This is a genomic window from Pseudomonas sp. MEJ108, from assembly GCF_030208985.1.
GTDB lineage: Bacteria > Pseudomonadota > Gammaproteobacteria > Pseudomonadales > Pseudomonadaceae > Aquipseudomonas > Aquipseudomonas fragariae.
In genome coordinates this window covers 55,945-80,480 of sequence record NZ_JARVSW010000008.1, presented here as the reverse complement: position 1 = coordinate 80,480, position 24,536 = coordinate 55,945, and the positions used below count along the sequence as shown (strand labels likewise).

Here is a 24,536-nt window from a genome sequence, read left to right as displayed (position 1 = left end):
CAAGATGCCATCACTGTGCCTCAGCCAACGAAGAGAGCCTTGATGCGGGTCAACAAAGCTGCAGATTTTCATCCTCTGAGGTGTTCTTCAGCACTGGCAAGGCAAAAAACTGCCGTGCGCAATCTGTGCTGTGGCGTGCGAGGTCTTCCTGCGTTTCGCCCCGGTGCAAGGCTACTTCGCGCAAGACTTCCGGCAGGTAAGCCGGCTCGTTGCGACCGTTTTTCGGCTTGGGACGCAGGCTGCGTGGCAGCAGGTAGGGCGCATCGCTTTCCAGCATCAGCCGGCCGCGAGGGATGTTGCCCACCAGTGCGTGCAGGTGGGTGCCGCGTCGCTCGTCGCAGATCCAGCCGGTGATGCCGATATGCAGATCAAGGTCCAGGTAACTGAACAGCGCGGCGCGCTCACCGGTGAAACAGTGCACGACTGCCGCGGGCAGGCGGTCGCGGTAATCGCGCAGAATTTCCAGCAGCCGCTGGTTGGCATCGCGCTCGTGGAGGAACACCGGTAATTGCAGTTCCACGGCCATGGCCAGGTGCGCCTCCAGGACCTTTTCCTGTTGGGGGCGAGGCGAGAAATCGCGATTGTAATCCAGGCCGCATTCACCCACGGCGCGAACGCGATTTTCCTTGAGCAGGGCATGCAACTGTTTCTCGGTGTCACCGGTCCAATCGCTCGCCGAATGCGGATGGATACCTGCCGTGCAGAACAGGCGTTGCGCGCTTTCATCCAGCTCGTGACACAGCTGCAGGGCGTGTTCGCTGCCCTCGACACTGGTGCCGGTCACCACCAGTTGTTCGACGCCTGCGGCATAGGCGCGGTCGAGTACCGCCTGTCGCTGCGAGGCGAAGCTTGCGTTGGTCAGATTGACGCCGATGTCGATGAGTTGCATGGTGCTACCTCCAGCTGAAGGCTGCCGAGCATACCAGAGCTCTGGCCACAACAAGAAAACGCTGGGTATTCAAGCGATTGAACCTCAAGGTTCAACGATTTCCTTCGCTGTTCGATGCTGCTGCGTGACCTCAAGATTTCCTTTTTCCTGTTTCTTTCCGGCATTGCCCTGGGGAAGTGAATGATCCGATCCGCGCTTGTGTCTTTGATCTGCCTGTTACCGCTGCTGCCCTTGCAGGTTTCTGCTCGGCAGACCGGTCCCGAGGTCGTGCAGCACACGGTGCAGGTGCGCGATTTGCCGGCGATTCGCAGCAGCAAGGTGCTGCGCGTGCTGGTCAATCAGAGCCGTAACAGCTCCGGCGACGTCAAGGGGCAGGAAATCGGCGTCGAATACCATCGTCTGCAAGCTTTCGAGCAGTACCTCAACAGCCATTCCCGTGCCGGGCAGAAGGTCACGATCAAGGTCATCCCCAAGGCCAAGAACCAGCTGCTGACGGCCTTGCAGCGCGGAGAAGGCGACATGATCGCGCCCGGCGAGCTGCTCGATGTCAGCGACGCCAAGGGCATTCAGGCCAGCGCACCGATCGTGCACGACGTGCCTCTGGTGCTGGTCGGCGTTCGTGGTCAGCGCAGTGTGCGCCGTGTGGATCAATTGTCCGGAAAGACCCTGAGCCTGCCCACCGGCAGTGCCGCCGATGAAGCCCTGCATCAGGTCAATCGACAACTGGAGCTGCGCAAGCTGCCCTTGGCGAAAATCGAATGGGTCGACCCCAGTCTGGCCGTCGAGGATGTGCTGGAAATGGTTCAGGCCGGGATTTACCCGATGACGCTGGTCGAGCAGCCGATTGCCGAGCGCTGGGCGAGGATCATGCCCAAACTGCGCATCGAACGCGGCCTGACCTTGCAGACCCACGGGGATATCAGCTGGTTCGTTCGTGACAATGCCACCCAGCTGCGGGCCAGTGTCGACGATTTCCTTAAAGACTATAAGCCGTCGGCCCAGCAGGATCAGGTGTTCGCCAACGCGTACAAGAACACCTACAAGGTCAACAACCCGTTGGTGCGCAACAACCTGCAGCGTCTGGAACAACTGCGTCCGATGTTGCAACGCCATGCCGATGCACAGGGCATGGACTGGCTTGATCTGGCAGCCCTCGCGTTCAAGGAATCCAAGCTAGACCCGTCTGCCAAGGGCAGTGGCGGCGCGACAGGGCTGTTGCAGATCACGCCGTCGGCAGCAAAAAGCGTTGGCGTGCCGAGCATCCAGAGCGCTGACGACAACATCCGTGCCGGGTCGCGCTACATGGCGCTGATCCAGCGCAAGTATTTCTCCAGTAACCGGGTCAACGAACGCGAGCGCATGGCATTCGTGATGGCCGCCTATAACCTGGGGCCTGAGCGCGTGCAGGGCATGCGCGAGGAAGCGCGGCGTCGCGGGCTGAACCCGAACCAGTGGTTCTTCCAGACCGAGCGTGTGGCGATGGAACAGGGCGGTGCCAATGTCGTGGCGTTCGTGAACAGCGTCAACAAGTACTACCTGGCCTTCGACCGCGAGCGTGACTCGCTGGAAAAGAGCGGGCCCAAACCTGCGGTAAAACGCTAAAGATCGATTTATTCGATTTGTATGCGCCGTTATTTGCGGTTTTTACATGAGTGAATTTGATTATCATGGCGCCACTCGCTGTTAATCACCCATCACTCACGGAAAGTCTCGCATGAACACATTGATCAAGTCGGTCCTCACCACTCGCGCCGGTTACGGCCTGACTGTCCTGCGCGTCATCGTCGGTATCGCGTTCATCGCGCACGGCAGCCAGAAACTGTTCGGCGCCTTCGGTGGTTATGGCCTCGAAGGCACTGCGCAGTACATGGAAAGCCTGGGCCTGACGCCGGGTTACCTGATGGCGCTGATGTCGGGCAGCGCCGAATTCTTTGGCGGCCTGGGCCTGCTGCTGGGGCTGCTGGCTCGTCCCGCTGCGGTCGTGGTGATCCTGTTGTTGCTGGTGGCGATCTTCACCGTGCATATCCACAACGGCTTCTTCATGGCCAACAACGGCTACGAGTACGCGCTGGCACTGCTCGGCGGTGCCGTGGCAGTACTCATCGAAGGTGCAGGCAAGTTGTCGCTGGACCGTATCATCGGCCGATAACCGGCTACGCTTGCTGTGCAAGGCCCGCTCTTGTAGCGGGCCTTGTGCGTTTGCAGGCTCCTGCCATGAATGGCAATTGACAACGAATGGGACGTTTCTCTAGGATGCGTGCTCAAGCGCCGATTTAACAACTACTTGCGGGGCGCCTGGCAAGGCTGAAGTCTTGTCGAAATACCGCTAAAACGTTGGTTCGGTGTTGCCTCTCACCGCTGCCCAGCGGATCTTGCGAGGCAGAGAAACCACCATGAACAACCTGCGCCCCCTCATTCGTCTTTCCCCGATCAGCACGGTCTTGTCACGCAAGAATCCGAAAATCCTCCTCAGTGGCTCCCATCAGCCCACGCTGTTGCGCTATCTCGATGGCTGGCCACGTCGGCGTGGCGGTTCCTGTGCGTTTCTGATTCAGTTTGCCGAGACCCACCAGTCGCTGAGCCATTTTGCTGACGATCAATTCGACCTCGCCGTGGTGCAATCGCCGCAGGCAGACGATGTCGGGCAGGTGATTCGAGACCTGACCCGCATCGCCCGGCAGGGCCTGATCACGCTGGGTTGAATCGCCTGATTCAGCCAATTGGCAGAGAAGGCATATTGCTGGCCCCCGGCGCGTGAGCGGACAGGCAAAATCGCCGCCTTATCAAAGGATTAGGTGGTTTTCGCATGCGTTTGGTCTATTGTGCTCTGGCGTGCCTGACGCTTTCCGGGCTGGCTTTTTCCGTTCAGGCCAGAAACGCCACGGAAAACGAGCGTTACCTGTGTCGTTGGGGCTCGGCCATTGCTGGCGGTGCGCAGGCCTCCAAGCTGTCAGGCGTGACTCGCTATGGCGCGCGGCAGAAGCTGCAGGCGCGCAAGTTTGCCAAACAATGGATGCGGCCCATGGCATTGCGTATCACGGAGCAGACTTACGACAGCGAGTCGCGGCTCAAGCCTGATGCGGTGACCAAGGTCTATTACGACGGCTGCATCCAGCATGAGGTGGCGCGACGTTGAGTCTTTATTGCCTGTCGAACTGATTTTTTCAGGGCCGGAGAAACCTCTTGAGTACAAAGATCATCACCCGTGACGGGCATGAAGCCCTGAAGAAAGAGCTCGACTACCTGTGGCGAGAGCACCGGCCGGACATTACGCAAAAGGTCGCCTGGGCGGCATCGCTCGGGGATCGCAGCGAGAACGCCGATTACCAGTACAACAAGAAGCTGCTGCGCGAGATCGACCGACGCGTGCGCTACCTGCGCAAGCGCCTCGAAGACATGCGTGTCGTGCAGTATTCGCCGGAGCAGGAAGGGCGGGTGTTCTTCGGTGCCTGGGTCGAGATCGAGAACGAAGCGGGCGATCTCAAGAGGTTTCGCATTGTCGGCTATGACGAAATCTATGGGCGCAACGACTACATCTCCATCGACTCGCCCATGGCTCGCGCCTTGCTGAAGAAGGAAGTCGGCGACGAGGTGCTGGTCAATACGCCTGAAGGCGAGAAACTCTGGTTCGTGAATTCGATTGATTACGAGAAGTGAGGCCGGACGCAGAGCGTCCGGAATTGCATTCTCACGCGGAGCGCTGATCGCTATACACAACTAGCTCGCTCCCACTGGATTTGTGAGTAGCCTCAACCCTCGCGCAGCACGGTCAGCGGGCTGACGTTCAGTGCGCGGCGGGTGCCGAATACACCGGCACCACCGACCAGCAGGGCGCCGATCACCGGGAGCAGCAGTAGCCACGGATGCGGTTGCCATTCCAGCGAAAAGGCGTAGCGGTACAGCACGAAGCTCACCAGCTCACAACCCAGTGCCGCCAGCACACCGCTCGCGGCCCCCAGCAAACCGAATTCGATACGTCGCGACTTGATCAGCAGCGCTCGCTCTGCGCCCAGTGCGCGCAGCAGTGCGCCTTGCCGTATGCGTTCGTCCAGCGTGGCCTGCAATCCGGAAAACAGCACGGCGATACCTGCGGCCAGCACGAACAGCAGGACGAACTGCACAGCCAGGGTGACCTGATCAAGAATGCTGCGTACCTGCGCCAGCAGAGCCTCTACCCCCAGAATGCTGATGGAAGGGTAGGCGCGCGACAGCTCGACGATCTGCTTGTCCTGGCCGGGTGGCAGGTAAAAGCTGGTCAGGTAAGTGGTCGGCAAGTCGGCGAGGGTGCCGGGTTGGAAAATCATGAAGAAGTTGGGCTGGAAGGTATCCCAGTTCACGTCCCTGAGGCTGGTGACCACGGCTTCGCGGGTCAGTCCGCCGACGATGAAGCTCAGGCGGTCGCCCAGTCTGATTTTCAGGCTGTCGGCCAGTTTGGCCTCGATCGAGACACCGGGCGTCGCGTCGCTCTGCGCGGACGCAGGCAACGCTTTCCACCAACTGCCTGCAGTCAGGGTATTGCCCTCGGGAAGCTCGGCGGCCCAGGTCAGGCTCAGGTCGCGACGCGTGGCATTTTCACCGCGCGAATCCTTGGTCACGAAGTTGCTGACCGGTTCACCGTTGATGCTGGTCAGGCGTCCAGGCACCACCGGGTAAAGGGGCGCCGCGTGAGTGGACAGCTTGCTCAGGGTCTGGGCGAAGTTTTCTTTATCGGCTGGCAGTACGTTGAGCACGAAATAGTTCGGTGCATCCTTGGGCAACTGATTTTGCCAGGTGTCGAGCAGCTCACCGCGCAGCAGCGCGATCAAGCCCATCGACAGCAGAATCAGGCCGAAAGCCAGTGATTGGCCGGCAGCTGCCAGCGGGTAACGCAGCAGTTGTCCCAAACCCAGTCGCCAGGGCAGCGAGGCGCCGGACAGCAGGCGGCGCAGGCTGTTGAGCGCCAGCAGCAACAGGCTGCCGAGCAGCAGCGCGGCTACGATGCCGCCACCCAGCAGGGCGAAGGTCAGGACCAGGTCCAGGCTCAGGCGCCACATGATCAGGCCCAGCGCGAGCAGCGCTGCGCCATACACAAGCCAGGAACTGGCGGGGATCGGCAGCATGTCGCGACGCAACACGCGCAACGGCGGCACGCGACCCAGTGCAGCCAGCGGCGGCAGGGCAAAACCGGCCAGCGCTACCAACCCGGTGCCCATGCCGGCCAGCGCAGGCAGTACGCCGCCTGGCGGAACGGTCGCCGGGAGCAGATTTTGCAGCAGCGCGAACAGCCCGAGTTGTGCAAGCCAGCCCAGCAAGGCACCACTCAGGCTGGCCAGCAAGCCGATGATCGCCAGTTGCAGGCTGAACAGGGTCATCGTCTCCCCGCGCGACAGCCCCAGGCAGCGCAGCAGGGCGCTGGCATCGAAGCGCCGTGCGGCGAATCGGGATGCCGACAGCGCGACAGCAACGCCCGCCAGCAAGACGGCGACCAGACTGGCCATATTCAGATAACGTTCGGCCTTGCCCAGTGCGCCGCCGATCTGCTGGCTACCATCGCGGGCGTCCTTGATTTCCTGATGCGGCTCAAGACCCGGTTCGATGGCTTTGCGATAGGCCGCCAGTGCTTCCGGCGGGCCGCTCCACATCTCTCGATAGCTGACCCGGCTGCCCGGCTGCACCACGCCGGTGGCAGCGAGGTCCTGCAGGTTGATCATCACGCGCGGGGTCAGGCTGTAGAAGTTGCCTGCCCGGTCTGGCTCGTAAGTCAGTATGCGGGTCAGTTTCAAGGTTTTGGAGCCGACGTCGAGGTCGTCTCCCACCTTCAGGGCGACGGCGGGAAGCAGGCGTGCCTCGACCCAGGCTTCACCCGGTTGCGGACCGCTGCCGGCCTGTTCCGGCTGGTACAGGTCTGCGGCGCTTTTCAGTTCGCCGCGCAATGGGTAAGCGTCGTCCACCGCCTTGATGCTCGACAGCTGGATACCTGCGTCGGTCGCGATCACGCTGGAAAACACCACGATCTGCGCATGCTTGAGTTGCAGACGTTTGCCTTCTTCGACCTGCTCGGCACGCGCCGGGCTCGAGCCTTCGAGGATCAGATCGGCACCCAGGAACTCGGTCGCCCGCAGCAGCATCGCGCCGTTCAGACGGGCGCCGAAATAACCGATGGCGGTGCTCGCCGCCACGGCGACCAGAAGGGCAAAGAACAGTACTCGCAACTCTCCTGCGCGGGCATCACGCATCAGTTGGCGGACAGCGAGGCTCAGCAGGCGGGCAAAAGGCAAACGTGCCATCAAGGCTCCAGCGGGGCGACCAGTCGGCCCCCTTCAAGGCGGATCAGGCGACGGCAGCGATGCGCCAGACGCTCATCGTGAGTGACCAGCACCAGCGTGGTGTTGCGCTCCTTGTTCAGTTCGAAGAGCAGGTCGCTGATGCGTTCGCCGGTGTGGCTGTCAAGGTTGCCGGTGGGTTCGTCGGCAAACAGCACGTCGGGGTCGGCAGCGAAGGCGCGGGCAATGGCGACCCGTTGCTGTTCGCCACCGGACAACTGACGCGGCGTGTGGGTCAGGCGCTGGCCAAGGCCCACCCGTTCCAGCAGGTCACGGGCTTTTTCGCGGGCGTCCTTGCGGCCTTCGAGCTCCATCGGCAGCATGACGTTTTCCAGCGCGTTGAGGCTGTCGAGTAACTGGAACGACTGAAACACGAACCCGACGTGCTCGGCACGCACTCTGGCGCGCTGGTCTTCATCCAGTTCGCTGAGGTTGCGGCCCGAAAGGATGACTGAACCGGCGCTGGGCAGGTCCAGCCCGGCCAGCAAGCCGAGCAGGGTGGATTTGCCCGAACCGGAGGCGCCGACGATGGCCAGCGTGTCGCCCTTGTTTAGTTCCAGGGAGAGTTCGTGCAGGATGGTCAGGTCACCTTCGGTGCTGGGGACTACTTTGCTGAGGCTTTGGGCACTGAGAATACTTTCACTCATGGAGAATCCGATGCGTGCGTTGTTTTTAAGTGCTGGCCTGGGGTTACTGCTGCTGTCACAGGGCGCGTTGGCGGGCACGGTGTTGATCGTTGGAGATAGTATCAGTGCGGCTTTCGGGCTGGATACCCGCGTGGGGTGGGTCAGTTTGCTGGAACAGCGTCTGAGCAAGGAGGGATTCGACGACAAGGTGGTCAATGCGTCGATCAGTGGCGACACCAGTGCAGGCGGCCAGGCGCGTTTGCCTGCGCTGCTTGCAGAGCATAAGCCGGAGCTGGTTATTCTGGAATTGGGCGGCAACGACGGCCTGCGCGGCCAGCAGCCTGCTCAATTGCAACAAAACCTTTCATCGATGATCGACCGCTCGCAGGCGGCAGGTGCCAAAGTGCTGTTACTGGGCATGCGTATCCCGCCCAACTACGGGCCACGCTACACCAAGGCCTTTGAAGAGGTTTACAGCAACCTGGCCCAGGAAAAAAAGGTCCCCTTCGTGCCATTCTTTCTGGAAGGTGTAGGCGGGGTGCCCGAGCTGATGCAGGCCGATGGTCTGCATCCGGCGGCGGCCGCTCAGGGCAAGTTGCTGGAAAATGTCTGGCCGAGCCTGAAACCGCTGCTTTGAGGCTTTCCCGGGCGGGGGCTTTCGGCTAATGTGGCGCCCCCGATCTGGAGCCCCCCATGCCGCGTCCCGCCTGGTCCCTGTATGCCTATCAAATGCTTGAACCCGATGAGCAGCTGGATCTGTTCGCCTGTCAGGAAGTGCGCGTCCATCTGATCGCTCGCCAATTGGAGCTGGGCGGCTCGATCGACCGTACATTGTGCGGCACGTTATTGCCGGCCCAGCCGCAAATGCGTGCCGTCGAACTGCAGGCCATGCGTGATGAGCGTCTGTGCCCCTTGTGCAAGGCCATCATGGACGCGCAGCGCAGGGGGATGAATCCGATCTGGCCTGAACTCTAGCTGTCATGACTGCCGGAAGGTCGGCCGCAGATATCCCCGATCCGGCAAGGGCCGGTGTACACTTCAGTTCTTGTTTCCATCTCTTTAGTCGTTACCCGAAGGATCTTCCCGGATGTTGTCGCGCATTCCAGCCGTTACCCGCTGTCTGTCGCTTGCTGCTCTGTGCGCGGCGAGCTCTGTCCATGCACTGGAGTTTCCGTTGCCGCCGCCCGGCGAAGACATCGTGGGGCAGGTGCAGGTCATCAAGGCCAAATACGAAGACACCTTCGCCGATCTGGGCACCCAATACGATCTGGGCTATCTGGAAATGATCGCTGCCAACCCTGGCGTCGATCCCTGGTTGCCGGGGGCGGGCAAGGACATCGTGCTGCCGACCCGCTTCATTCTGCCGCCGGGTCCGCGCGAAGGGATCGTCATCAACCTTGCCGAGTACCGCATGTATTACTACCCCAAGGGGCAGAATGTCGTGCACACCTATCCACTGGGTGTCGGTCGTGAAGGCTGGGGGTCGCCGATCGGCGTGACCAAGGTGACGGCCAAGACGCCGAACCCGACCTGGACACCGCCGGCCTCGATCAAGGCCGAGCATGCGGCCGATGGCGATCCGCTGCCTGACGTGGTGCCGGCCGGTCCGGACAACCCGCTGGGGCCGTTCAAATTCGGCCTGGGGCTTTCCGGATACCTGATCCACGGCTCGAACAAGAAGTTCGGCATTGGCATGCGCACCAGCCACGGCTGTTTCCGCATGTACAACAATAACGTGCTGGAACTGGCCGACATGGCCCCGGTCGGTACGACCGTGCGCATCATCAGCGAGCCTTACAAGTTCGGCATCAGTGGCGGCAAGGTTTACCTCGAAGCGCACACGCCGGTTGATGACCTGGGCAACCCGTCGGTGGTCGACAAGCACACGGCGGTGATCAACGCGCTGCTCAAGCGTGACGACCTGGCCAACAATCTGCGCATGAACTGGGACGTGGTACGTGATGTGGTCGCGGCCGAAGACGGCATGCCGGTGGAGATCGCAGAACCGGGCAAAGCGCCTGCGAATGCCGAAGAGCCGGTGATTTTTCAGTAAATCGTCGCCAGCAATTGCTATCGTGCCAACGCGGAGCGTTGGCATGCGGTTCGTGACGCTCCGCGTCACAAGTCTTCAGCTCAACACACCGTCATGCCGCGCCCGCAGGAGGCCGCCATACGCGCTTTTCGATCACGATGGCACAGACGACGCAGAGTGCGACGTAAGTGACGGCTGAGTCCTGGCGCTGATCCGGGGGTAGCCTGGCAGGACGCCAGGCTAGCCGCACCGGACCATGGATGGTCCGTTGCGGCGACCCCCGGATCAGTGACAGGGCGAAGGAACCCGACGAAGTCGGGCCGGAAACGGAGCCAGGGGCTTTGGTCACTTTGGCCCCTTCAAAGTGACTCGCCGAGGGGCGAAAAGGTGACCTGAGCCGAACCTCAATCCACCTGACAACGAAAAACCGTCAAAAGAGAGTCATAGGGTCTTGGCCCTGTTCCTGGAGTCATTCAGGCTATTGCACGCAATCACCGAGCCAGAGAACAGGCAAAAAAAAGCCGACCCGTTGCCGGGTCGGCTTTCAATAATCCCGGGGGATTATTACTTGCGGCTGGCTTTGTCCAACATGCGCAGAGCGCGCTCGTTGGCTTCGTCAGCAGTTTGCTGAGCTTTTTGAGCAGCAGCCATAGCTTCGTCAGCCTTGCGGTAGGCTTCGTCGGCACGTGCTTGCGAACGAGCTGCTGCGTCTTCGGTAGCGGTCAGACGAGCTTCGGTTTCTTTGGATACGCTGCTGCAACCGGTAGCCAGAACTGCGGCCAGAGCCAGAGCAGAGAATTTCAGAACGTTGTTCATCGTGTTCACCTTCAAGGAATTTTTTTTCAAATTAGTCATCTCTCGAAAATGAGAAAACGACCGGCGTACATAGTACCCATTGTTTGTAGTAAGTAAACGGACCCGGCGCAAGAAGCTGCTAAAATTCCTCGCTTTGAAAGCGTTCCGCGTTACTTCTCAAGCGTTCTGTACAAAAACTATCCACTTTAACGGGACCCCTGCCGTGCTGAAGCGTTCCGGACAGTTCATGCAAGACCATTCCTGATTGACTGTCGGTCGGCACATGAGCGTTTCCGGGTATTTTTACATCGAGCGCGCTTGAGCATAGTCGCTAATGGCGCCTACTATCTCAATGTGATGTCCGTCGAGATCGGCAGTGCCCTACCGGTGTCGAAAACAGGCACTGGGTGGCGTAGATGTTCCTTCGCCTGAAAAAGACCGGTAAGGTAGGGGTCAAATTCCAAGACCCGCGAGGAGTAGCGATGAGCGAGGCGTTGTCCATCCACCATGACGAAGTCGGCCACCATTTCGAAATCATTATCGACGGCCACCGTGCCTATCTGACCTATATGGATCTAGGCAAACAGACCCTGGACTTCTATCGGACCTTTGTACCGGACGCCTTGCGGGGTCGCGGAATTGCTGCGGCGCTGACCAAGGAGGCGCTCGATTATGCCGACAGCATGGGCTATTCGGTCATACCGTCCTGCTCTTATGTCGAGCGCTACATGGAGCTCCATGATCTGCAGTCGCAGGCCGCCAAGCTCTGACGACTTCCAGCTACAGACCGTCAGTATGAAAAACGCCGAGCATTTGCTCGGCGTTTTCGTTCTTGCGGTGCTGTCGGTCAGGCAATTACTTGCGCTTGCGAGCTGGCAGCACATCCTTGAGTTTCGCGTGCATGCTGCGCAGGGTCTTTTCAGTGCTTTGCCAATCGATGCAGGCATCGGTAATCGACACGCCGTACTGCAATTCCGACAGGTCCTTGGGAATCGCCTGGCAGCCCCAGTTCAAATGGCTCTCGACCATCAGGCCGATGATCGATTCGTTGCCTTCCAGGATCTGGTTGGCGACGTTTTCCATCACCAGCGGTTGCAGCGCCGGGTCCTTGTTGGAGTTGGCGTGGCTGCAGTCGACCATGATGTTCGGGCGAATGCCGGACTTGTTCAGCGCCTGCTCGCAGAGCGCGACGCTGACCGAGTCATAGTTGGGCTTGCCGTTGCCGCCGCGCAGCACCACATGACCGTAGGCGTTGCCTTTGGTGGTCACGATCGACACGCCGCCTTCCTGGTTGATACCCAGGAAACGATGCGGGCTCGACACCGATTGCAAGGCGTTGATGGCAACCGTCAGGCCGCCATCGGTGCCGTTCTTGAAACCGACTGCCGAGGACAGGCCCGAAGCCATCTCGCGGTGAGTCTGGGATTCTGTGGTGCGCGCGCCGATTGCCGACCAGCTGATCAGGTCCTGCAGATACTGCGGGGAGATCGGGTCCAGGGCTTCGGTGGCGGTGGGCAGACCCATCTCGGCCAGATCCAGCAACAACTGGCGACCGATGTGCAGGCCATCCTGGATCTTGAACGAGTCATCCAGGTACGGGTCGTTGATCAGGCCTTTCCAGCCTACCGTGGTGCGTGGCTTCTCGAAGTAGACGCGCATCACCAGATACAGCGTGTCAGACACTTCCGCCGCCAGCGCCTTGAGACGCTCTGCGTACTCCTTGGCTGCCTTGAGGTCGTGGATCGAGCACGGGCCGATCACGATGAACAGGCGGTGGTCATGGCCATCGAGAATGTTGCGAATCACTTCGCGGCCCTGGCTGACGGTCTGCAGGGCAGCATCGGTCAGGGGGATGTCGCGCTTGAGCTGATCCGGAGTGATCAGAGTCTCGTTGGAGGCAACGTTGAGGTCGTCAATCGGTAAATCAGCCATCGTGTTACTCATCAGGTCGCGGGTACTGGCCGCCAACGGTCCCCCGTGCGGCGGTGTCCAGCTGGTTTGAGCGCAGCGGGGAGCCGAACCTTAGCGCGTTATCGCGCTGTTCGACAATAAGTAAACGAGGTATTGGCCAGGTCGTTGCCCGGGATGCGCTGCCTTATTGCAAGACAATCCGCTGCGACGGATAGTGTACGGCCGCAAATAGCGAGACAGTCAAGGGAGAGGTCATGAGTGTTGATTCCCGTGGTCCGCGCGTCGGCATCATTGGTACGGGTGCCATCGGTGGCTTTTACGGACTGATGCTGGCGCGTGCCGGATACGATGTGCATTTTCTGCTGCGCAGCGAGTTTGACACGGTGGCGCGCGAAGGTTTGCAGGTCAAAAGCGCCGTGCACGGCGAGCTGTCCCTCAAGCCCGTTCAGGCGTATCGCTCGGCGGCTGAAATGCCGCCTTGTGACTGGCTGCTGGTCGGCACCAAGAGCACCGGCAATGCCGCGCTCGGTCCGATCATCCGTCAGGTGGCTGCGCCGAATGCCAGCGTGTTGCTGTTGCAAAACGGCCTGGCTGTCGAAGACCAACTGCGTAACGTCCTGCCCGACAGCCTGCACATACTCGGCGGGCTGTGTTTCGTCTGCGTCAACCGGGTTGCGCCCGGCGTCGTCGCCCATGAAGCCTTCGGTGCGGTCAGTGTCGGCTATCACAGCGGCCCGGCGGACGATGAGGCGAGCCGCATGGCGGTGGTCGAAGCCTGCGCGGCCCTGTTCAAGACGGCCGGCATCGACGCGCCGGTCATGGCCAATCTGCAGCAGGCCCGCTGGCAGAAGCTGGTCTGGAATGTGCCCTATAACGGGCTGTCGGCCTTGTTGCAGACCAGTACCGGTCGATTGATGGCCGATCCTGACAGTCAGGCCTTGATCCGAGCGCTGATGGACGAGGTCGTGCAGGGGGCCGAGGCCTGCGGGCACACCTTGCCGCCGGGTTTCGCGCAGCATCTGTTTACAGTGACCGAAAACATGCCGGATTACAGGCCCAGCATGTACCACGACCTGGCCGAAAGACGCCCGCTGGAGCTGGACGCCATTTATGCCCGGCCCCTTGCGGCGGCGCTTGCCGCCGGGTTTGACATGCCTCGCGTGCGGGTGCTTTATCAGGCACTGGCGTTCATCGATCGGGGCAACCGCCCGGCAAGCAAGGAGTGATTCATGACAGAAGCTGAAGACCATAAGCTGGTACTGGCGATTTCATCGCGCGCACTGTTCGATCTGCGCGACAGTCATGAGGTGTACATGGCCGATGGCGTCGAGGCCTACCGCAAGTATCAGATCGAGCATGAGGACGAAATTCTCGCGCAGGGCGATGCGTTCCCGCTGGTGGAAAAACTGCTGAGCCTCAATGCCAGCCTGGAGAAGGCGCGCGTCGAAGTGGTGCTGGTATCGCGCAACAGTGCCGATACCGGCCTGCGGGTCTTCAACTCGATTCAGCATTACGGCCTCGACATCAGTCGCGCCGCCTTTGCCGGCGGGCGCAGTCCTTACCCGTATCTCGCAGCGTTTGGCTGCCACCTGTTTCTCTCCACCCATGCCGAGGATGTACGCAGCGCCCTGGATGCCGGGTTCGCGGCCGCGACCATCCTTTCGGGTGGCGCACGGCGTGCAGCCAGTGCCGAGTTGCGGATTGCCTTCGATGGCGACGCGGTATTGTTTTCCGACGAATCGGAGCGGGTGTACCAGAGCGGCGGGCTGGCGGCCTTTCAGGCCAGCGAGCGTGAGTGGGCTCGCGAGCCGTTGCGCGGCGGGCCTTTCAAGCCGTTTCTCGCCGCACTCAATCAACTGCAGCGCGAGTTTCCCGACGCGAGCTGCCCGATTCGCACCGCGCTGGTCACGGCTCGCTCGGCACCTGCCCATGAGCGCGTGATCCGCACCTTGCGCGAATGGGACATTCGTCTGGACGAGTCGCTGTTTCTCGGTGGTTTGCAGAAATCGGCCTTCCTTGAAGCGTTCGCCGCCGATGTGTTCTTCGACGATCAGCCCGGCCACTGCGAGAAGGCGCGTGATGTAGTGGCGACGGGGCACGTTCCACACGGCATCAGCAACGAAATAGTGCCGCTTGCCGACGGGGGCTGAGAAGTCCGCCGTCGCTGCCGATGATGCGCTGCTACGCTGAGTCAATCTCCGCCATTCGGGTTGTTCGGGAGGTTGTATGGTTCGTTCGATGCTGTATGCCGCAGACCTCGGTCTGTACGCGCCTTATGTAACGCAGCACGCGCTGGCGCTGGCTCGAACGTTCAACGCCGAGCTGTACGTCATCCATGTCGTCGAGCCTCTGGGCCTGTTCGCCGAGTCGGTGCTGCAGAGTTACCTGGGCGAGGAAGCGTTGAAAGAGCTTCGCGGCAAAGGTGTGAATGCATTTTTGAGTGGAATAGAGCAACGAATGCTCGACGGGTTTCGTGAAGAGTTGGGCGAAGGGCACTCGGACCTTTCCCTGATTCGTACGGTGCGCGTCGTGCAGGGCGAGCCTGCCAGCGTGATTCTCGAACAGGCGCACAAGCTGGATGTGGATTTGCTTGTGGTCGGCAGTCACAGCCGCAGCATGGAAGAGGGCTCCTCCATAGGCCGGACGGCTGCCAGGGTCCTGCAGTTTTCCGCTGTGCCGGTCTACATGGTTCCGATGATGTTGAAAAAGGTGCGGGGGTAGGGGAAGGTCCAATTGGTGGTTTTAATGAAATCGAGCGTGCGATCACCTTACAAAGGTGATAAAAAGTTCTAGAATTATTCGTCTCACCATTAATCCAGTTATATACCGTCGCCGATACCCATAGGGTTTATCTGCTTTGAGGGATACATATGAAGCTCCAACAACTGCGCTACATTTGGGAAGTGGCGCACCACGACCTCAACGTTTCCGCGACGGCCCAGAGCCTTTACACCTCCCAGCCCGGCATCAGCAAGCAGATCCGTCTGCTTGAAGATGAACTGGGCGTCGAGGTTTTCGCCCGCAGCGGCAAGCACCTGACGCGTGTGACACCTGCAGGCGAGCGCATCATCACGACAGCGGGCGAGATCCTGCGCAAGGTCGAGAGCATCAAGCAGATTGCCCAGGAGTTCTCCAACGAGAAGAAGGGCACGCTGTCGATCGCCACCACCCACACCCAGGCGCGCTATGCCTTGCCGTCGGTGATCAGCAACTTCATCAAGCAATACCCTGATGTTGCGCTGCACATGCACCAGGGCTCACCGATGCAGATCGCCGAAATGGCCGCTGACGGGACGGTCGATTTCGCTATCGCCACCGAGGCGCTCGAGCAGTTCAGCGATCTGGTGATGATGCCGTGCTATCGCTGGAACCGTTGCGTTGTCGTGCCACAGGGCCACCCGTTGACCAAGGCACCCAAGCTGACCCTGGAACTGCTGGCCGAATACCCGATCGTGACTTACGTCTTCGGTTTCACCGGTCGTTCCAAGCTGGATGAGGCGTTCAGCCATCGCGGGCTGGTGCCCAAGGTGGTGTTTACGGCGGCGGACGCCGACGTGATCAAGACCTACGTCAGGCTGAATCTGGGTGTGGGTATCGTGGCGAGAATGGCGGTAGACGAGGAAGTGGACAGCGACCTGGTGGTGCTCGATGCCAGTGATCTGTTCGAGTCCAGCGTTACAAAAATCGCTTTCCGTCGCGGCACTTTCCTGCGGGGCTTCATGTGCGATTTCATCGAGAAATTCGCGCCGCACCTGACCCGCGAAGTCATGGCCAAGGCGATTCAGTGCCATAACAAGCAGGAAATGGAAGAGCTGTTTGCCAATGTCGAGCTGCCGGTGCATTAGAAGCAGTTTTGAGCTACAAGCTGCAAGCTGCAAGCTGCAAGCTACAAGCTACAAGCTACAAGCCAGAGCCCTACGCGCTTTGACTTGAAGCTTGAAGCTTGAAGCTTGCCGCTCGCGACATTAGTCGCGCACTATCAGATTGCCCGCATGCAGCCCGCATTCCTTCTGCGTGGCTTCTTCCCACCACCAGCGACCTTCGCGCTCGTGCTGGTTCGGCAATACCGGGCGGGTGCAGGGTTCGCAGCCGATGCTGATGAAGCCGCGCTCGTGCAGGCTGTTGTAGGGCAGCTCCAGCATGCGGATGTAGCTCCAGATTTCCTCGCTGCTCATTTGTGCCAACGGGTTGAATTTGTACAGCGTGCGCTCGGCTGTCGAAAAAGCGCTGTCGATTTCCACTGCAGCAACGGCGCTGCGGGTGCCGGGGCTCTGATCACGGCGCTGGCCGGTTGCCCAGGCGCTGACGCCAGACAGTTTGCGACGCAGCGGCTCGATCTTGCGGATGCCGCAGCATTCGCCATGACCGTCCCGGTAAAAGCTGAACAGGCCCTTTTCCTTGACGAAAGGTTCAAGCTTGCTGTGATCGGGCGAAACGATCTCTATCTCGATCTTGTAGTGCTCGCGGACCTGTTCGATGAAGCGATAGGTTTCCGCATGCAGGCGTCCCGTGTCCAGGCTGAAGACCTTGACGTTCTTGTTCAGCTTCCAGGCCATGTCGACCAGAACCACGTCCTCGGCACCGCTGAAAGAGATCCACAGGTCGTCGCCGAAGTGCTCGAAGGCCAGTTTCAGAATGTCTTGTGCAGATTTGTTCGCATAGGTCGTCGCCAGTTCAGCGACGTCGAAAGGTTGGCTCATCAGGCGGCTTCCTAAAATGCAAGAGTGGCGCTTAAGCGCTCGTGATGGCGGCAATGGTAACAAAATCCGCTGTTCAGTGGCCGTTGCCAGCGGCTAGAGTGGCACTTGCGTCGAGAGTGAATGGTTTGAGGAGTGTGCTGTGGAAATTGCCTGCCTGGACCTGGAGGGTGTTCTGGTCCCGGAAATCTGGATCGCTTTTGCCGAGAAAACCGGCATCGAATTGCTGCGTGCCACCACGCGGGACATTCCCGATTACGACGTGCTGATGAAGCAACGCCTGCGGATTCTTGATGAACACGGTCTGAAACTGGCGGATATTCAGGAAGTGATCGGTACTCTCAAGCCGCTGGAGGGCGCCGTGGAGTTCGTCAACTGGCTGCGCGAGCGGTTTCAGGTAGTGATTCTCTCGGACACGTTCTACGAGTTCTCTCAGCCACTGATGCGACAATTGGGTTTTCCGACCCTGCTGTGTCATCGCTTGATCACTGACGAGACCGACCGGGTGATCGGTTACCAGTTGCGTCAGAAAGATCCCAAGCGTCAGTCGGTGCTGGCCTTCAAGAGCCTGTATTACCGGATCATCGCTGCAGGCGATTCGTACAACGACACGACCATGCTGGGCGAGGCCGACGCCGGTATCCTGTTCCACGCCCCCGACAACGTGACCCGCGAATTCCCGCAGTTTCCGGCGGTGCATACTTTCGATGACCTGAAAAAGGAATTCATCAAGGCCTCGAATCGGGATTTGATGCTTTGAGGGCGAAGCCTCGGTTGCGCGCGACTGGAGACAGGTGACGCAGAGCGTCACGAAATGATCTGGCTATCGTGCCGACGCTCTGCGTCGGTATGCCGTTCTGGACGCTCTGCGTCCTCTTTGCAACGCAGAGCGGTTCACAGTGCTTCAAGCGTCTCCAGCAGTACACGGACTTTGGTGAAGGTTTCCTGATATTCCGCCTCGCAGTCCGAGTCGGCGACGATGCCGCCACCGCCCCAGCAGGAAATCTGTCCGTCCTTGACCAGCAGGCTGCGGATGGCGATCGAGCTGTCCATTTCGCCACGCACGTCCAGGTACATCAACGAACCGCAATACAGGCTGCGGCGGGTCGGCTCCAGCTCGTCGATGATCTGCATGGCGCGGATCTTCGGCGCGCCCGTGATGGATCCGCCAGGAAAGCTGCCGCCGATCAGGTCCAGTGCATCGTTGCCGGCGGCCAGCTCCCCGGTCACGCTGCTCACCAGATGGTGCACGTTGGGGTAGCTTTCCAGGCTGAACAGCTCTGGGACTTTCACCGAGCCGATGCGGCAGCTGCGGCCCAGGTCGTTGCGCAGCAGGTCGACGATCATCAGGTTTTCTGCGCGGTCCTTCTCGCTGGCCAGCAGTTCGGCGGCCAAGGCGTTATCCTGCGCCGGGTCCGCGCTACGCGGCCGTGTGCCTTTGATCGGGCGGGTTTCGACCTGCCGGGTGCTGACCCGCACAAAGCGCTCGGGAGAAAGACTCAGCATTGCATCGGCCCCCGGCAGGCTCAGGTAGCCGGCGAATGGCGTCGGACAAGCCGCTCGCAGCGCACGATAGGCGGCCCACGGGTCACCGACGCACTGCGCCTGAAAGCGTTGTGCAAAGTTGACCTGGTAGCAGTCACCGGCCTGGATGTAGGCCTGAATGCGTTCGAACGCCTGGCGATAGTTATCCGCGCTGATACTGGCCTGAAACGGCTGGCTGAGACGGAACTCCGTGTGCGGCTCAGGGATATCGACAGAGAACAGCTCAATCAGCCGTTCGCGTTCGCTTGCGGCCAGGGACGGGTGAAAAATCAGCTGGCTGGTCTGCTCCTGATGATCACTGATCAGCGCCCAGGCGTAGAGCCCCAGACGGGCCTCGGGCAGTTGCAGGTCGTCAATGGCCTGATCCGGCAACGGCTCCAGGCGTCGACCAAACTCATAACTCAGATAACCGATCAGGCCGCCAGCGAAGGGCAGCTCGCATCCGTCAGGCAGCTGCGCTGGGCCGAGGGCCTTGAGACTGTCGCGCAAGCGCTGGAGATAGGTCGCTCCGTTCTCACCATCGGCGACGGTCAGTTCCTGCAACGGCCATGCACTGAGCAGGTCATGTCGGCCCCGCACGGCTGCCGGCCTGCCGCTGTCGAGCAGCACCGCACCCGGCGCTTCGCGGATTCGCGCGAAGAACGCGATCGGGTCGGCGCTGTAGGGCAGGGGGTGTATCGAGCAGATCGGCATCGTCGAATATCGGCCTTGGAAACGCGGCTGGCGATTGTAGCCTTGCCGATGCGGCAGTCCTAGCGGTATGTCGGTTCAGACGCCGGGCACATGACCGAACAGGTCCTGGACAAAGTCGACCCGCTCCTGCGCCGATTCCTGGCGTCCTTCGAGAGCCAGTTGTTCCAGACGCGCCTCGACGGCCTGAGTGCGATGGGTCAGGCCACTGTCGTTGGCGATCTGAATGTTCAGGCCGGGACGGGCGTTGAGCTCCAGAATCAGCGGGCCTTTGTCCTGGTCCAGCACCATGTCGACGCCGATATAGCCCAGGCCGCACAACTCGTAGCACTCGGCGGCAAGCTTCATGAAGCCGTCCCAGTTAGGCAGCTGCACGCCATCCACCGAGTGGGTGGTGTCCGGGTGCTTGCTGATGATGTTGTTCAGCCAGGTGCCTTGCAGGGTAACGCCGGTGGCCAGGTCCACACCCACGCCGATGGCGCCCTGGTGCAGGTTGGCCTTGCCGCCTGATTGGCGGGTAGGCAAGCGCAGCATGGCCATCACCGGATAACCCATCAGCACGATGATGCGGATGTCCGGTACGCCTTCGTAGCTGATGCTTTTGAAGATCGGGTCAGGCACGACCCGGTACTCGATCAGCGCGCGGTCGCGGTGGCCACCCAGTGAATAAAGGCCGGTGAGGATGCTGGACACCTGATGCTCGATTTCCGAGTGGCTGATGATGCGTCCCGAGACGGTGCGGAAGCGCTCCTCGAAACGGTCGGCAATCACCAGAATGCCATCGCCGCCTGCGCCCTGTGCGGGTTTGATCACGAAGTCGCTGTGCCCACCGATGATCTCGTCGAGCCTGTCGATTTCCTTTTCCGTGGAAATCACGCCGTACATCTCCGGCACATGAATGCCTGCGGCGATGGCCCGCTCCTTGGTGATGATCTTGTCATCGACGATCGGATAGAGGCTGCGCTTGTTGTACTTGAGCACGTAGTCGGCGTTACGTCGATTGATGCCCATGATGCCGCGGGCTTCGAGCGCCTTCCAGGTTTTCCACCAGCCGATCACTTGGCCTTTTCCTCTTTCAGGAATGCCTTGAAGCGCACCAGTTCGGTCAGCCGGTAGCCACGGTATCTGCCCATCGCCAGCATAAAGCCGACCAGTACCAGCAGCACTGCCGGGAAGGTGAAGACGAAATAGGTCAGTTCCGGCACGCTCATGATCAGGTGCGCCAGCGACGCGGCGAACAGCGTACCGATGGCGACCTTCATGGCATGGCTGCCGCCACGCTCTTCCCAGGTGATCGACAGGCGTTCGATGGTCATGGTCAGAATCACCATCGGGAATAGCGCAACCGACAGGCCGCGTTCCAGCCCGAGCTTGTGGCTGAACAGGCTGATGGCTGCGATCAGCACCACGACGAAGGTCAGTACCACCGACAGGCGCGGCAGCATTTGCAGTTTCAGGTGCTCCAGATACGAGCGCAGTGACAGGCCCAGCGCGGTGATCACGGTAAACAGGGCGATGCCGAAGCCCAATTGTGTTTCACGGAATGCCAGCGCAATCAGCACCGGGGTGAAGGTGCCCAGGGTCTGCAGGCCGATCAGGTTGCGCAGGATCAGGATGACCAGCACGCCAATCGGGATCATGACCATGATCATGAAGGTCTGCTGGGTTTGCAGTGGCAAGCCGTACAGCGAATAGGCCAGGAAGTCCGAATCGGTGCTGGCGTCGGTCAGTTTGGCGAGACGCATGGCGTTCATTTCACTGTTGTTGAGGCTGAACGTGACTTGCACCTTCTTGCCGCCTTCGACGCTGACCAGGCCTTCCTCGCCGGTCCACCAGAGCAGGCGATCGTCCGGCAGGCCGGCTTCGCCGGTGTCGGGATTGAAGTACAGCCATTCCTTGCCGTTGAAGCTGCGCAGCCAGAGTTCCGGTGTCTGCTGCTCGGCATCCAGGCGAATGGTGTGGGCTTTTTCCAGCGGTACGTGGGCGATCGACAGCAGCAGCTCGGTGACCCGGGCCTTGTTGGACGCCGAGTTATCACCGGCCAGCAGCAGTTTGACGTTATCGTCATTCAGGTTGTTGACGCGCTTGATGGCCTCGGTGATGAAGGTCTCCACGTCCGCCGAATGCTGGCGAATGGGCGCCAACAGCGCTTCGGCTGCGACCTTTTCCGGGCCTTCGACGGTCATGCTGTCGCGAAAGATAGGCCCTTTGACCTTGGGCTTTTCACCGCTGTAACGCTTGGTCAACACCAGTCGGTAGTAGAGGGTCTGGTTGCCGGTGGCGCGACGGGCCGACCAGGTGACCTTGCGGTTGCCGTCAGCGCGGTTGACGCTGACGCCGTAATTGTTCGAGATGAAGCTTTCATTGAGGCTGATGTAGTCGTGGGCCAGCGGCGGCACGAACATCTGCACCTTCACCGAATCCTTGGGGTTGGCGACGAATTCGACTTTGGCGTCGATATTCCACAGATCATCGGTTTCGTCTTCGCTGACGGGTATGCCGAGCGCCAGTATCTGATAGGCCGTGATCGCGATGCCGAGGGTCACCAGGGCAGTGATCAGGATCTTCAGATGGAGTGTAAGAGAGCGCATGGATTTACTCTGCGTTTTGAGCGACGGAAGCGCAGCCGGGCTTCCCTGCCGCATATTTAAGACTTGGATCGACCAGCGCATCAAAGCGTTTCAAGGCTTCGGAGCCGATCAAAAGCGGGTATTGGAAAGCACTTCGGTCAGTCAAGTTCACTTCTATGGTGCGTAAAGATTCACCCATGCAGATATCGAGGCTGATTACCGGACGTGACGAATACCGATTGTCGTCATCCGGGTCGAGATCGTCGGCACGCCGCTTGATCTTGCTGACCCGCGCCAGAGGGCGCTCGATGGGGTGTACATGCTTGCTGTCGCTGGCCAGATAGAAGCGCACCCAGCTTTCACCATCGCGCTTGAAATGTTTGATGTCGCGGGCGCTCAGCGAGGCAGTCTTGGCGCCGGTGTCGAGCTTGGCGGCAATCTCGATATCGATTTCGCTCAGCCTGGCGTATTCATTGAGGCCATAGACCGTCTTGTTAGCGGCCAGGGTCAGGCCGGGCAAAAACAGAAGGCCGAGCAGTGTGGGGAGGGTAGTCAGTCTCATAAATCCTGGCGCGATGAGCGAACAACTTCAGGGTCAGGGCGCAAATGGAATTGACCTGATGATGGTAGGGCAGGCGGTTCGCAGGCGCTGGCTCCGCTGCGGAGCGCGCTGTACGGACGCGACGCATTCTAGCATGAAGCCCTGCGGCTGCCAGTGATCAACCTGCCTGGCTGTTCAGGTTGGTCTGTCGTGCAAGGGGTGCGCGTTTTGGCTGATTGTCGACAATGCAGGGTTTTGTTTTGACTGAGTGGCGAAATATGACTAGATTTAAGCGCATATGGTCATGAGGTGTCGACAATGCTGAAGGTGGTCGAAAAAACTATGACGGTTGCGGACGACTCGGAAACGCTCTCCGAGAACGTTTTTCGACGTATTCAATCGGCCATCGTGAAAGGCGAGATTGCTCCCGGCAGCAAGATTTCCGAGCCGGAACTGGCTCGCACCTATGGCATCAGTCGCGGGCCGCTGCGCGAAGCGATTCACCGGCTCGAAGGGCAGCGACTGGTGGTTCGCGTGCCGCATGTGGGCGCCCGGGTGGTCTCGCTCAGTCATGCCGAACTGATCGAACTCTATGAAATTCGCGAGTCACTGGAGGGGATGGCCTGTCGTCTGGCCGCCGAGCGCATGACCCAGGCCGAAATCGACGAGCTGCGCGGCGTTCTGGATACCCACGAGCGCGATGCCGCCTTTCAGGCTGGGATCGGCTATTACCAGCAGGAGGGTGATTTCGACTTTCACTACCGCATCATTCAGGGCAGCGGCAATCGCACCCTCAGCCAGATGCTCTGCGGCGAGCTCTACCAGTTGGTGCGCATGTACCGCATTCAGTATTCCACCACGCCCAACCGGCCTCGTCAGGCCTTTGCCGAACACCACCGCATTCTCGACGCCATCGCCGACCGCGACGGTGAGCTGGCCGAATTGTTGATGCGCCGCCATATCGGCGCGTCCAGACGCAACATCGAACGCCACTATCAGGCGGCTTCCCAGACGACTTCCGACCGAGGTAAACAATGAGTCATGACAACAGCACTCCCGGCCAGCGTTTCCGCGATGCAGTCGCCAGCGAGCAGCCGCTGCAAGTGGTCGGCGCGATCAATGCCAACCACGCACTGCTCGCCAGGCGTGCCGGGTTCAAGGCTATTTATCTGTCGGGTGGCGGAGTCGCTGCAGGATCATTGGGCATTCCGGACCTGGGGATCACTGGCCTTGAAGACGTACTGATCGATGTGCGGCGTATAACGGATGTCTGCGATCTGCCGTTGCTGGTGGACGTCGACACCGGTTTCGGCTCTTCGGCTTTCAACGTGGCGCGGACCGTGCGCTCGATGATCAAGGCCGGGGCGGCGGCGATTCACATCGAGGATCAGGTGGGCGCCAAGCGTTGTGGGCACCGTCCCAACAAGGAAATCGTTTCTCAGCAGGAAATGGTCGACCGGATCAAGGCTGCCGTGGATGCCCGGACTGACGACAGCTTCGTGATCATGGCGCGTACCGATGCGCTGGCCGTTGAAGGGCTGGAGTCGGCGCTGGAGCGTGCCGCTGCCTGTATCGAGGCCGGCGCGGACATGGTGTTTCCCGAGGCCATCACCGAACTGGCGATGTACAAGCAATTCGCCAACCGCGCAGGCGTGCCGATCCTCGCCAACATCACCGAGTTCGGCGCCACGCCTTTGTTTACGGTCGATGAGCTGCGCGAGGCGGACGTCTCTCTGGTGCTGTATCCGCTTTCCGCATTCCGCGCGATGAACAAGGCTGCAGAAAATGTCTACGGCGCAATCCGCCGTGACGGCAGCCAGAAAAACGTGATTGACAGCATGCAGACGCGCATGGAGCTGTATGACGCGATCGATTACCACACATTCGAACAGAAGCTGGATGCGCTGTTTGCGCAGAAGAAGGGGTGATGCCTGTGAA

At 60.3% G+C, this 24,536-nt stretch carries 26 protein-coding genes; 16 read left to right on the top strand and 10 right to left on the bottom strand.

Annotation, left to right across the window (positions count from 1 at the left end):
- Window positions 1-49: 49 nt before the first annotated feature.
- Entirely contained in the window at window positions 50-889 is an 840-nt protein-coding gene (locus tag QRN50_RS04680; protein ID WP_024661141.1) for a TatD family hydrolase, read from the bottom strand.
- Window positions 890-1,069: 180 nt separating this feature from the next.
- Between QRN50_RS04680 and QRN50_RS04675 the strand changes: the two genes are divergently transcribed.
- The 5 genes from QRN50_RS04675 to greB all read left to right on the top strand — a co-directional run bounded on the left by QRN50_RS04675 (window position 1,070) and on the right by greB (window position 4,546).
- Entirely contained in the window at window positions 1,070-2,491 is a 1,422-nt protein-coding gene (locus tag QRN50_RS04675; protein WP_058399429.1) for an MltF family protein, read from the top strand.
- 112 nt (window positions 2,492-2,603) lie between these two features.
- The gene (locus QRN50_RS04670; protein WP_003406787.1) at window positions 2,604-3,038 is read left to right on the top strand and encodes a DoxX family protein; all 435 of its coding nucleotides are present in this window, start codon (window positions 2,604-2,606) and stop codon (window positions 3,036-3,038) included.
- 244 nt (window positions 3,039-3,282) lie between these two features.
- Window positions 3,283-3,591 (top strand): hypothetical protein, encoded by a 309-nt coding sequence (locus QRN50_RS04665; protein WP_003406785.1) that lies wholly within the window; start codon window positions 3,283-3,285, stop codon window positions 3,589-3,591.
- A gap of 104 nt (window positions 3,592-3,695) precedes the next feature.
- A complete protein-coding gene (locus QRN50_RS04660; RefSeq protein ID WP_003316621.1) occupies window positions 3,696-4,025 on the top strand; it encodes a hypothetical protein in 330 nt (109 codons plus the stop codon).
- Window positions 4,026-4,072: 47 nt separating this feature from the next.
- The gene (gene greB / locus QRN50_RS04655; RefSeq protein WP_057457677.1) at window positions 4,073-4,546 is read left to right on the top strand and encodes a transcription elongation factor GreB; all 474 of its coding nucleotides are present in this window, start codon (window positions 4,073-4,075) and stop codon (window positions 4,544-4,546) included.
- 92 nt (window positions 4,547-4,638) lie between these two features.
- On the opposite strand, the gene QRN50_RS04650 is transcribed toward greB, so the two are convergent.
- Both QRN50_RS04650 and QRN50_RS04645 read right to left on the bottom strand, forming a co-directional pair.
- Window positions 4,639-7,155, bottom strand: coding sequence for an ABC transporter permease (locus tag QRN50_RS04650; protein WP_096126574.1), 2,517 nt, complete (start codon window positions 7,153-7,155; stop codon window positions 4,639-4,641).
- On the bottom strand, window positions 7,155-7,838 hold the full coding sequence (locus tag QRN50_RS04645) for an ABC transporter ATP-binding protein (RefSeq protein WP_003406778.1): 684 nt from the start codon (window positions 7,836-7,838) through the stop codon (window positions 7,155-7,157). Before QRN50_RS04645 ends, QRN50_RS04650 begins: the two co-directional genes overlap by 1 nt.
- Before the next feature lie 10 nt (window positions 7,839-7,848).
- On the opposite strand from QRN50_RS04645, the gene QRN50_RS04640 reads away from it, so the two are divergent.
- The 3 genes from QRN50_RS04640 (at window position 7,849) to QRN50_RS04630 (ending at window position 9,870) form a co-directional block, all read left to right on the top strand.
- Window positions 7,849-8,454: an arylesterase gene (locus tag QRN50_RS04640; RefSeq protein ID WP_003406776.1), complete on the top strand. Its 606-nt coding sequence runs from the start codon at window positions 7,849-7,851 to the stop codon at window positions 8,452-8,454.
- Between the two features lie 56 nt (window positions 8,455-8,510).
- Window positions 8,511-8,792: a hypothetical protein gene (locus QRN50_RS04635; RefSeq protein WP_003315714.1), complete on the top strand. Its 282-nt coding sequence runs from the start codon at window positions 8,511-8,513 to the stop codon at window positions 8,790-8,792.
- Window positions 8,793-8,904: 112 nt separating this feature from the next.
- The gene (locus QRN50_RS04630) at window positions 8,905-9,870 is read left to right on the top strand and encodes a L,D-transpeptidase family protein (protein ID WP_003423665.1); all 966 of its coding nucleotides are present in this window, start codon (window positions 8,905-8,907) and stop codon (window positions 9,868-9,870) included.
- A gap of 543 nt (window positions 9,871-10,413) precedes the next feature.
- Here QRN50_RS04630 and QRN50_RS04625 read toward each other — a convergent pair.
- Window positions 10,414-10,665 (bottom strand): Lpp/OprI family alanine-zipper lipoprotein, encoded by a 252-nt coding sequence (locus QRN50_RS04625; RefSeq protein WP_003347084.1) that lies wholly within the window; start codon window positions 10,663-10,665, stop codon window positions 10,414-10,416.
- Window positions 10,666-11,126: 461 nt separating this feature from the next.
- Here QRN50_RS04625 and QRN50_RS04620 point away from each other — a divergent pair, with 461 nt between their 5' ends.
- A complete protein-coding gene (locus QRN50_RS04620) occupies window positions 11,127-11,414 on the top strand; it encodes a GNAT family N-acetyltransferase (RefSeq protein WP_003315710.1) in 288 nt (95 codons plus the stop codon).
- An 85-nt stretch (window positions 11,415-11,499) separates the two neighbouring features.
- On the opposite strand, the gene QRN50_RS04615 is transcribed toward QRN50_RS04620, so the two are convergent.
- Window positions 11,500-12,576 carry a 3-deoxy-7-phosphoheptulonate synthase gene (locus QRN50_RS04615; RefSeq protein WP_003406774.1) on the bottom strand — a complete coding sequence of 359 codons (1,077 nt, stop codon included), beginning with the start codon at window positions 12,574-12,576 and terminating at the stop codon, window positions 11,500-11,502.
- 233 nt (window positions 12,577-12,809) lie between these two features.
- On the opposite strand from QRN50_RS04615, the gene QRN50_RS04610 reads away from it, so the two are divergent.
- The 4 genes from QRN50_RS04610 (at window position 12,810) to cysB (ending at window position 16,400) form a co-directional block, all read left to right on the top strand.
- Window positions 12,810-13,781 (top strand): putative 2-dehydropantoate 2-reductase, encoded by a 972-nt coding sequence (locus tag QRN50_RS04610; RefSeq protein WP_024641857.1) that lies wholly within the window; start codon window positions 12,810-12,812, stop codon window positions 13,779-13,781.
- A gap of 3 nt (window positions 13,782-13,784) precedes the next feature.
- Window positions 13,785-14,705 (top strand): 5'-nucleotidase, encoded by a 921-nt coding sequence (locus tag QRN50_RS04605; RefSeq protein ID WP_003406772.1) that lies wholly within the window; start codon window positions 13,785-13,787, stop codon window positions 14,703-14,705.
- Between the two features lie 76 nt (window positions 14,706-14,781).
- On the top strand, window positions 14,782-15,276 hold the full coding sequence (locus QRN50_RS04600; RefSeq protein WP_003406771.1) for a universal stress protein: 495 nt from the start codon (window positions 14,782-14,784) through the stop codon (window positions 15,274-15,276).
- A gap of 149 nt (window positions 15,277-15,425) precedes the next feature.
- Window positions 15,426-16,400: an HTH-type transcriptional regulator CysB gene (gene cysB, locus QRN50_RS04595; protein WP_003406770.1), complete on the top strand. Its 975-nt coding sequence runs from the start codon at window positions 15,426-15,428 to the stop codon at window positions 16,398-16,400.
- 120 nt (window positions 16,401-16,520) lie between these two features.
- Here the strand turns inward: cysB and QRN50_RS04590 are convergent, their stop codons facing one another.
- A complete protein-coding gene (locus QRN50_RS04590; RefSeq protein ID WP_024641859.1) occupies window positions 16,521-17,255 on the bottom strand; it encodes a phosphoadenylyl-sulfate reductase in 735 nt (244 codons plus the stop codon).
- Window positions 17,256-17,394: 139 nt separating this feature from the next.
- Between QRN50_RS04590 and thrH the strand changes: the two genes are divergently transcribed.
- Window positions 17,395-18,012 carry a bifunctional phosphoserine phosphatase/homoserine phosphotransferase ThrH gene (thrH, locus tag QRN50_RS04585; protein WP_024641860.1) on the top strand — a complete coding sequence of 206 codons (618 nt, stop codon included), beginning with the start codon at window positions 17,395-17,397 and terminating at the stop codon, window positions 18,010-18,012.
- 134 nt (window positions 18,013-18,146) lie between these two features.
- Here the strand turns inward: thrH and pabB are convergent, their stop codons facing one another.
- The 4 genes from pabB to rloA all read right to left on the bottom strand — a co-directional run bounded on the left by pabB (window position 18,147) and on the right by rloA (window position 22,619).
- Entirely contained in the window at window positions 18,147-19,490 is a 1,344-nt protein-coding gene (pabB, locus tag QRN50_RS04580; protein ID WP_060400732.1) for an aminodeoxychorismate synthase component I, read from the bottom strand.
- Window positions 19,491-19,565: 75 nt separating this feature from the next.
- Window positions 19,566-20,543, bottom strand: coding sequence for an alpha-L-glutamate ligase-like protein (locus QRN50_RS04575; RefSeq protein WP_161633389.1), 978 nt, complete (start codon window positions 20,541-20,543; stop codon window positions 19,566-19,568).
- On the bottom strand, window positions 20,543-22,078 hold the full coding sequence (rloB, locus tag QRN50_RS04570; RefSeq protein ID WP_011267423.1) for an osmotic stress tolerance membrane protein RloB: 1,536 nt from the start codon (window positions 22,076-22,078) through the stop codon (window positions 20,543-20,545). Before rloB ends, QRN50_RS04575 begins: the two co-directional genes overlap by 1 nt.
- Before the next feature lie 4 nt (window positions 22,079-22,082).
- Window positions 22,083-22,619, bottom strand: coding sequence for a retropepsin-like aspartic peptidase RloA (gene rloA, locus QRN50_RS04565; RefSeq protein ID WP_003315699.1), 537 nt, complete (start codon window positions 22,617-22,619; stop codon window positions 22,083-22,085).
- Window positions 22,620-22,916: 297 nt separating this feature from the next.
- Here rloA and QRN50_RS04560 point away from each other — a divergent pair, with 297 nt between their 5' ends.
- Together QRN50_RS04560 and prpB are read left to right on the top strand one after the other, a co-directional pair.
- The gene (locus tag QRN50_RS04560; protein WP_003392922.1) at window positions 22,917-23,636 is read left to right on the top strand and encodes a GntR family transcriptional regulator; all 720 of its coding nucleotides are present in this window, start codon (window positions 22,917-22,919) and stop codon (window positions 23,634-23,636) included.
- On the top strand, window positions 23,633-24,526 hold the full coding sequence (prpB, locus tag QRN50_RS04555; RefSeq protein WP_024640701.1) for a methylisocitrate lyase: 894 nt from the start codon (window positions 23,633-23,635) through the stop codon (window positions 24,524-24,526). The genes QRN50_RS04560 and prpB overlap by 4 nt, the downstream gene beginning before the upstream one ends.
- Window positions 24,527-24,536 lie beyond the last annotated feature (10 nt).

Coding starts and splice junctions, on each gene's coding strand:
- QRN50_RS04620 (WP_003315710.1), top strand. CDS start 11,127: ATGAGCGAGGCGTTGTCCATCCACCATGACGAAGTCGGCCACCATTTC.
- QRN50_RS04680 (WP_024661141.1), bottom strand. CDS start 889: ATGCAACTCATCGACATCGGCGTCAATCTGACCAACGCAAGCTTCGCC.
- QRN50_RS04625 (WP_003347084.1), bottom strand. CDS start 10,665: ATGAACAACGTTCTGAAATTCTCTGCTCTGGCTCTGGCCGCAGTTCTG.
- cysB (WP_003406770.1), top strand. CDS start 15,426: ATGAAGCTCCAACAACTGCGCTACATTTGGGAAGTGGCGCACCACGAC.
- prpB (WP_024640701.1), top strand. CDS start 23,633: ATGAGTCATGACAACAGCACTCCCGGCCAGCGTTTCCGCGATGCAGTC.
- QRN50_RS04615 (WP_003406774.1), bottom strand. CDS start 12,576: ATGGCTGATTTACCGATTGACGACCTCAACGTTGCCTCCAACGAGACT.
- QRN50_RS04675 (WP_058399429.1), top strand. CDS start 1,070: ATGATCCGATCCGCGCTTGTGTCTTTGATCTGCCTGTTACCGCTGCTG.
- QRN50_RS04610 (WP_024641857.1), top strand. CDS start 12,810: ATGAGTGTTGATTCCCGTGGTCCGCGCGTCGGCATCATTGGTACGGGT.
- QRN50_RS04600 (WP_003406771.1), top strand. CDS start 14,782: ATGGTTCGTTCGATGCTGTATGCCGCAGACCTCGGTCTGTACGCGCCT.
- QRN50_RS04645 (WP_003406778.1), bottom strand. CDS start 7,838: ATGAGTGAAAGTATTCTCAGTGCCCAAAGCCTCAGCAAAGTAGTCCCC.
- QRN50_RS04660 (WP_003316621.1), top strand. CDS start 3,696: ATGCGTTTGGTCTATTGTGCTCTGGCGTGCCTGACGCTTTCCGGGCTG.
- QRN50_RS04560 (WP_003392922.1), top strand. CDS start 22,917: ATGCTGAAGGTGGTCGAAAAAACTATGACGGTTGCGGACGACTCGGAA.
- QRN50_RS04605 (WP_003406772.1), top strand. CDS start 13,785: ATGACAGAAGCTGAAGACCATAAGCTGGTACTGGCGATTTCATCGCGC.
- QRN50_RS04670 (WP_003406787.1), top strand. CDS start 2,604: ATGAACACATTGATCAAGTCGGTCCTCACCACTCGCGCCGGTTACGGC.
- QRN50_RS04640 (WP_003406776.1), top strand. CDS start 7,849: ATGCGTGCGTTGTTTTTAAGTGCTGGCCTGGGGTTACTGCTGCTGTCA.
- QRN50_RS04650 (WP_096126574.1), bottom strand. CDS start 7,155: ATGGCACGTTTGCCTTTTGCCCGCCTGCTGAGCCTCGCTGTCCGCCAA.
- rloB (WP_011267423.1), bottom strand. CDS start 22,078: ATGCGCTCTCTTACACTCCATCTGAAGATCCTGATCACTGCCCTGGTG.
- rloA (WP_003315699.1), bottom strand. CDS start 22,619: ATGAGACTGACTACCCTCCCCACACTGCTCGGCCTTCTGTTTTTGCCC.
- QRN50_RS04635 (WP_003315714.1), top strand. CDS start 8,511: ATGCCGCGTCCCGCCTGGTCCCTGTATGCCTATCAAATGCTTGAACCC.
- QRN50_RS04665 (WP_003406785.1), top strand. CDS start 3,283: ATGAACAACCTGCGCCCCCTCATTCGTCTTTCCCCGATCAGCACGGTC.
- QRN50_RS04590 (WP_024641859.1), bottom strand. CDS start 17,255: ATGAGCCAACCTTTCGACGTCGCTGAACTGGCGACGACCTATGCGAAC.
- pabB (WP_060400732.1), bottom strand. CDS start 19,490: ATGCCGATCTGCTCGATACACCCCCTGCCCTACAGCGCCGACCCGATC.
- QRN50_RS04630 (WP_003423665.1), top strand. CDS start 8,905: ATGTTGTCGCGCATTCCAGCCGTTACCCGCTGTCTGTCGCTTGCTGCT.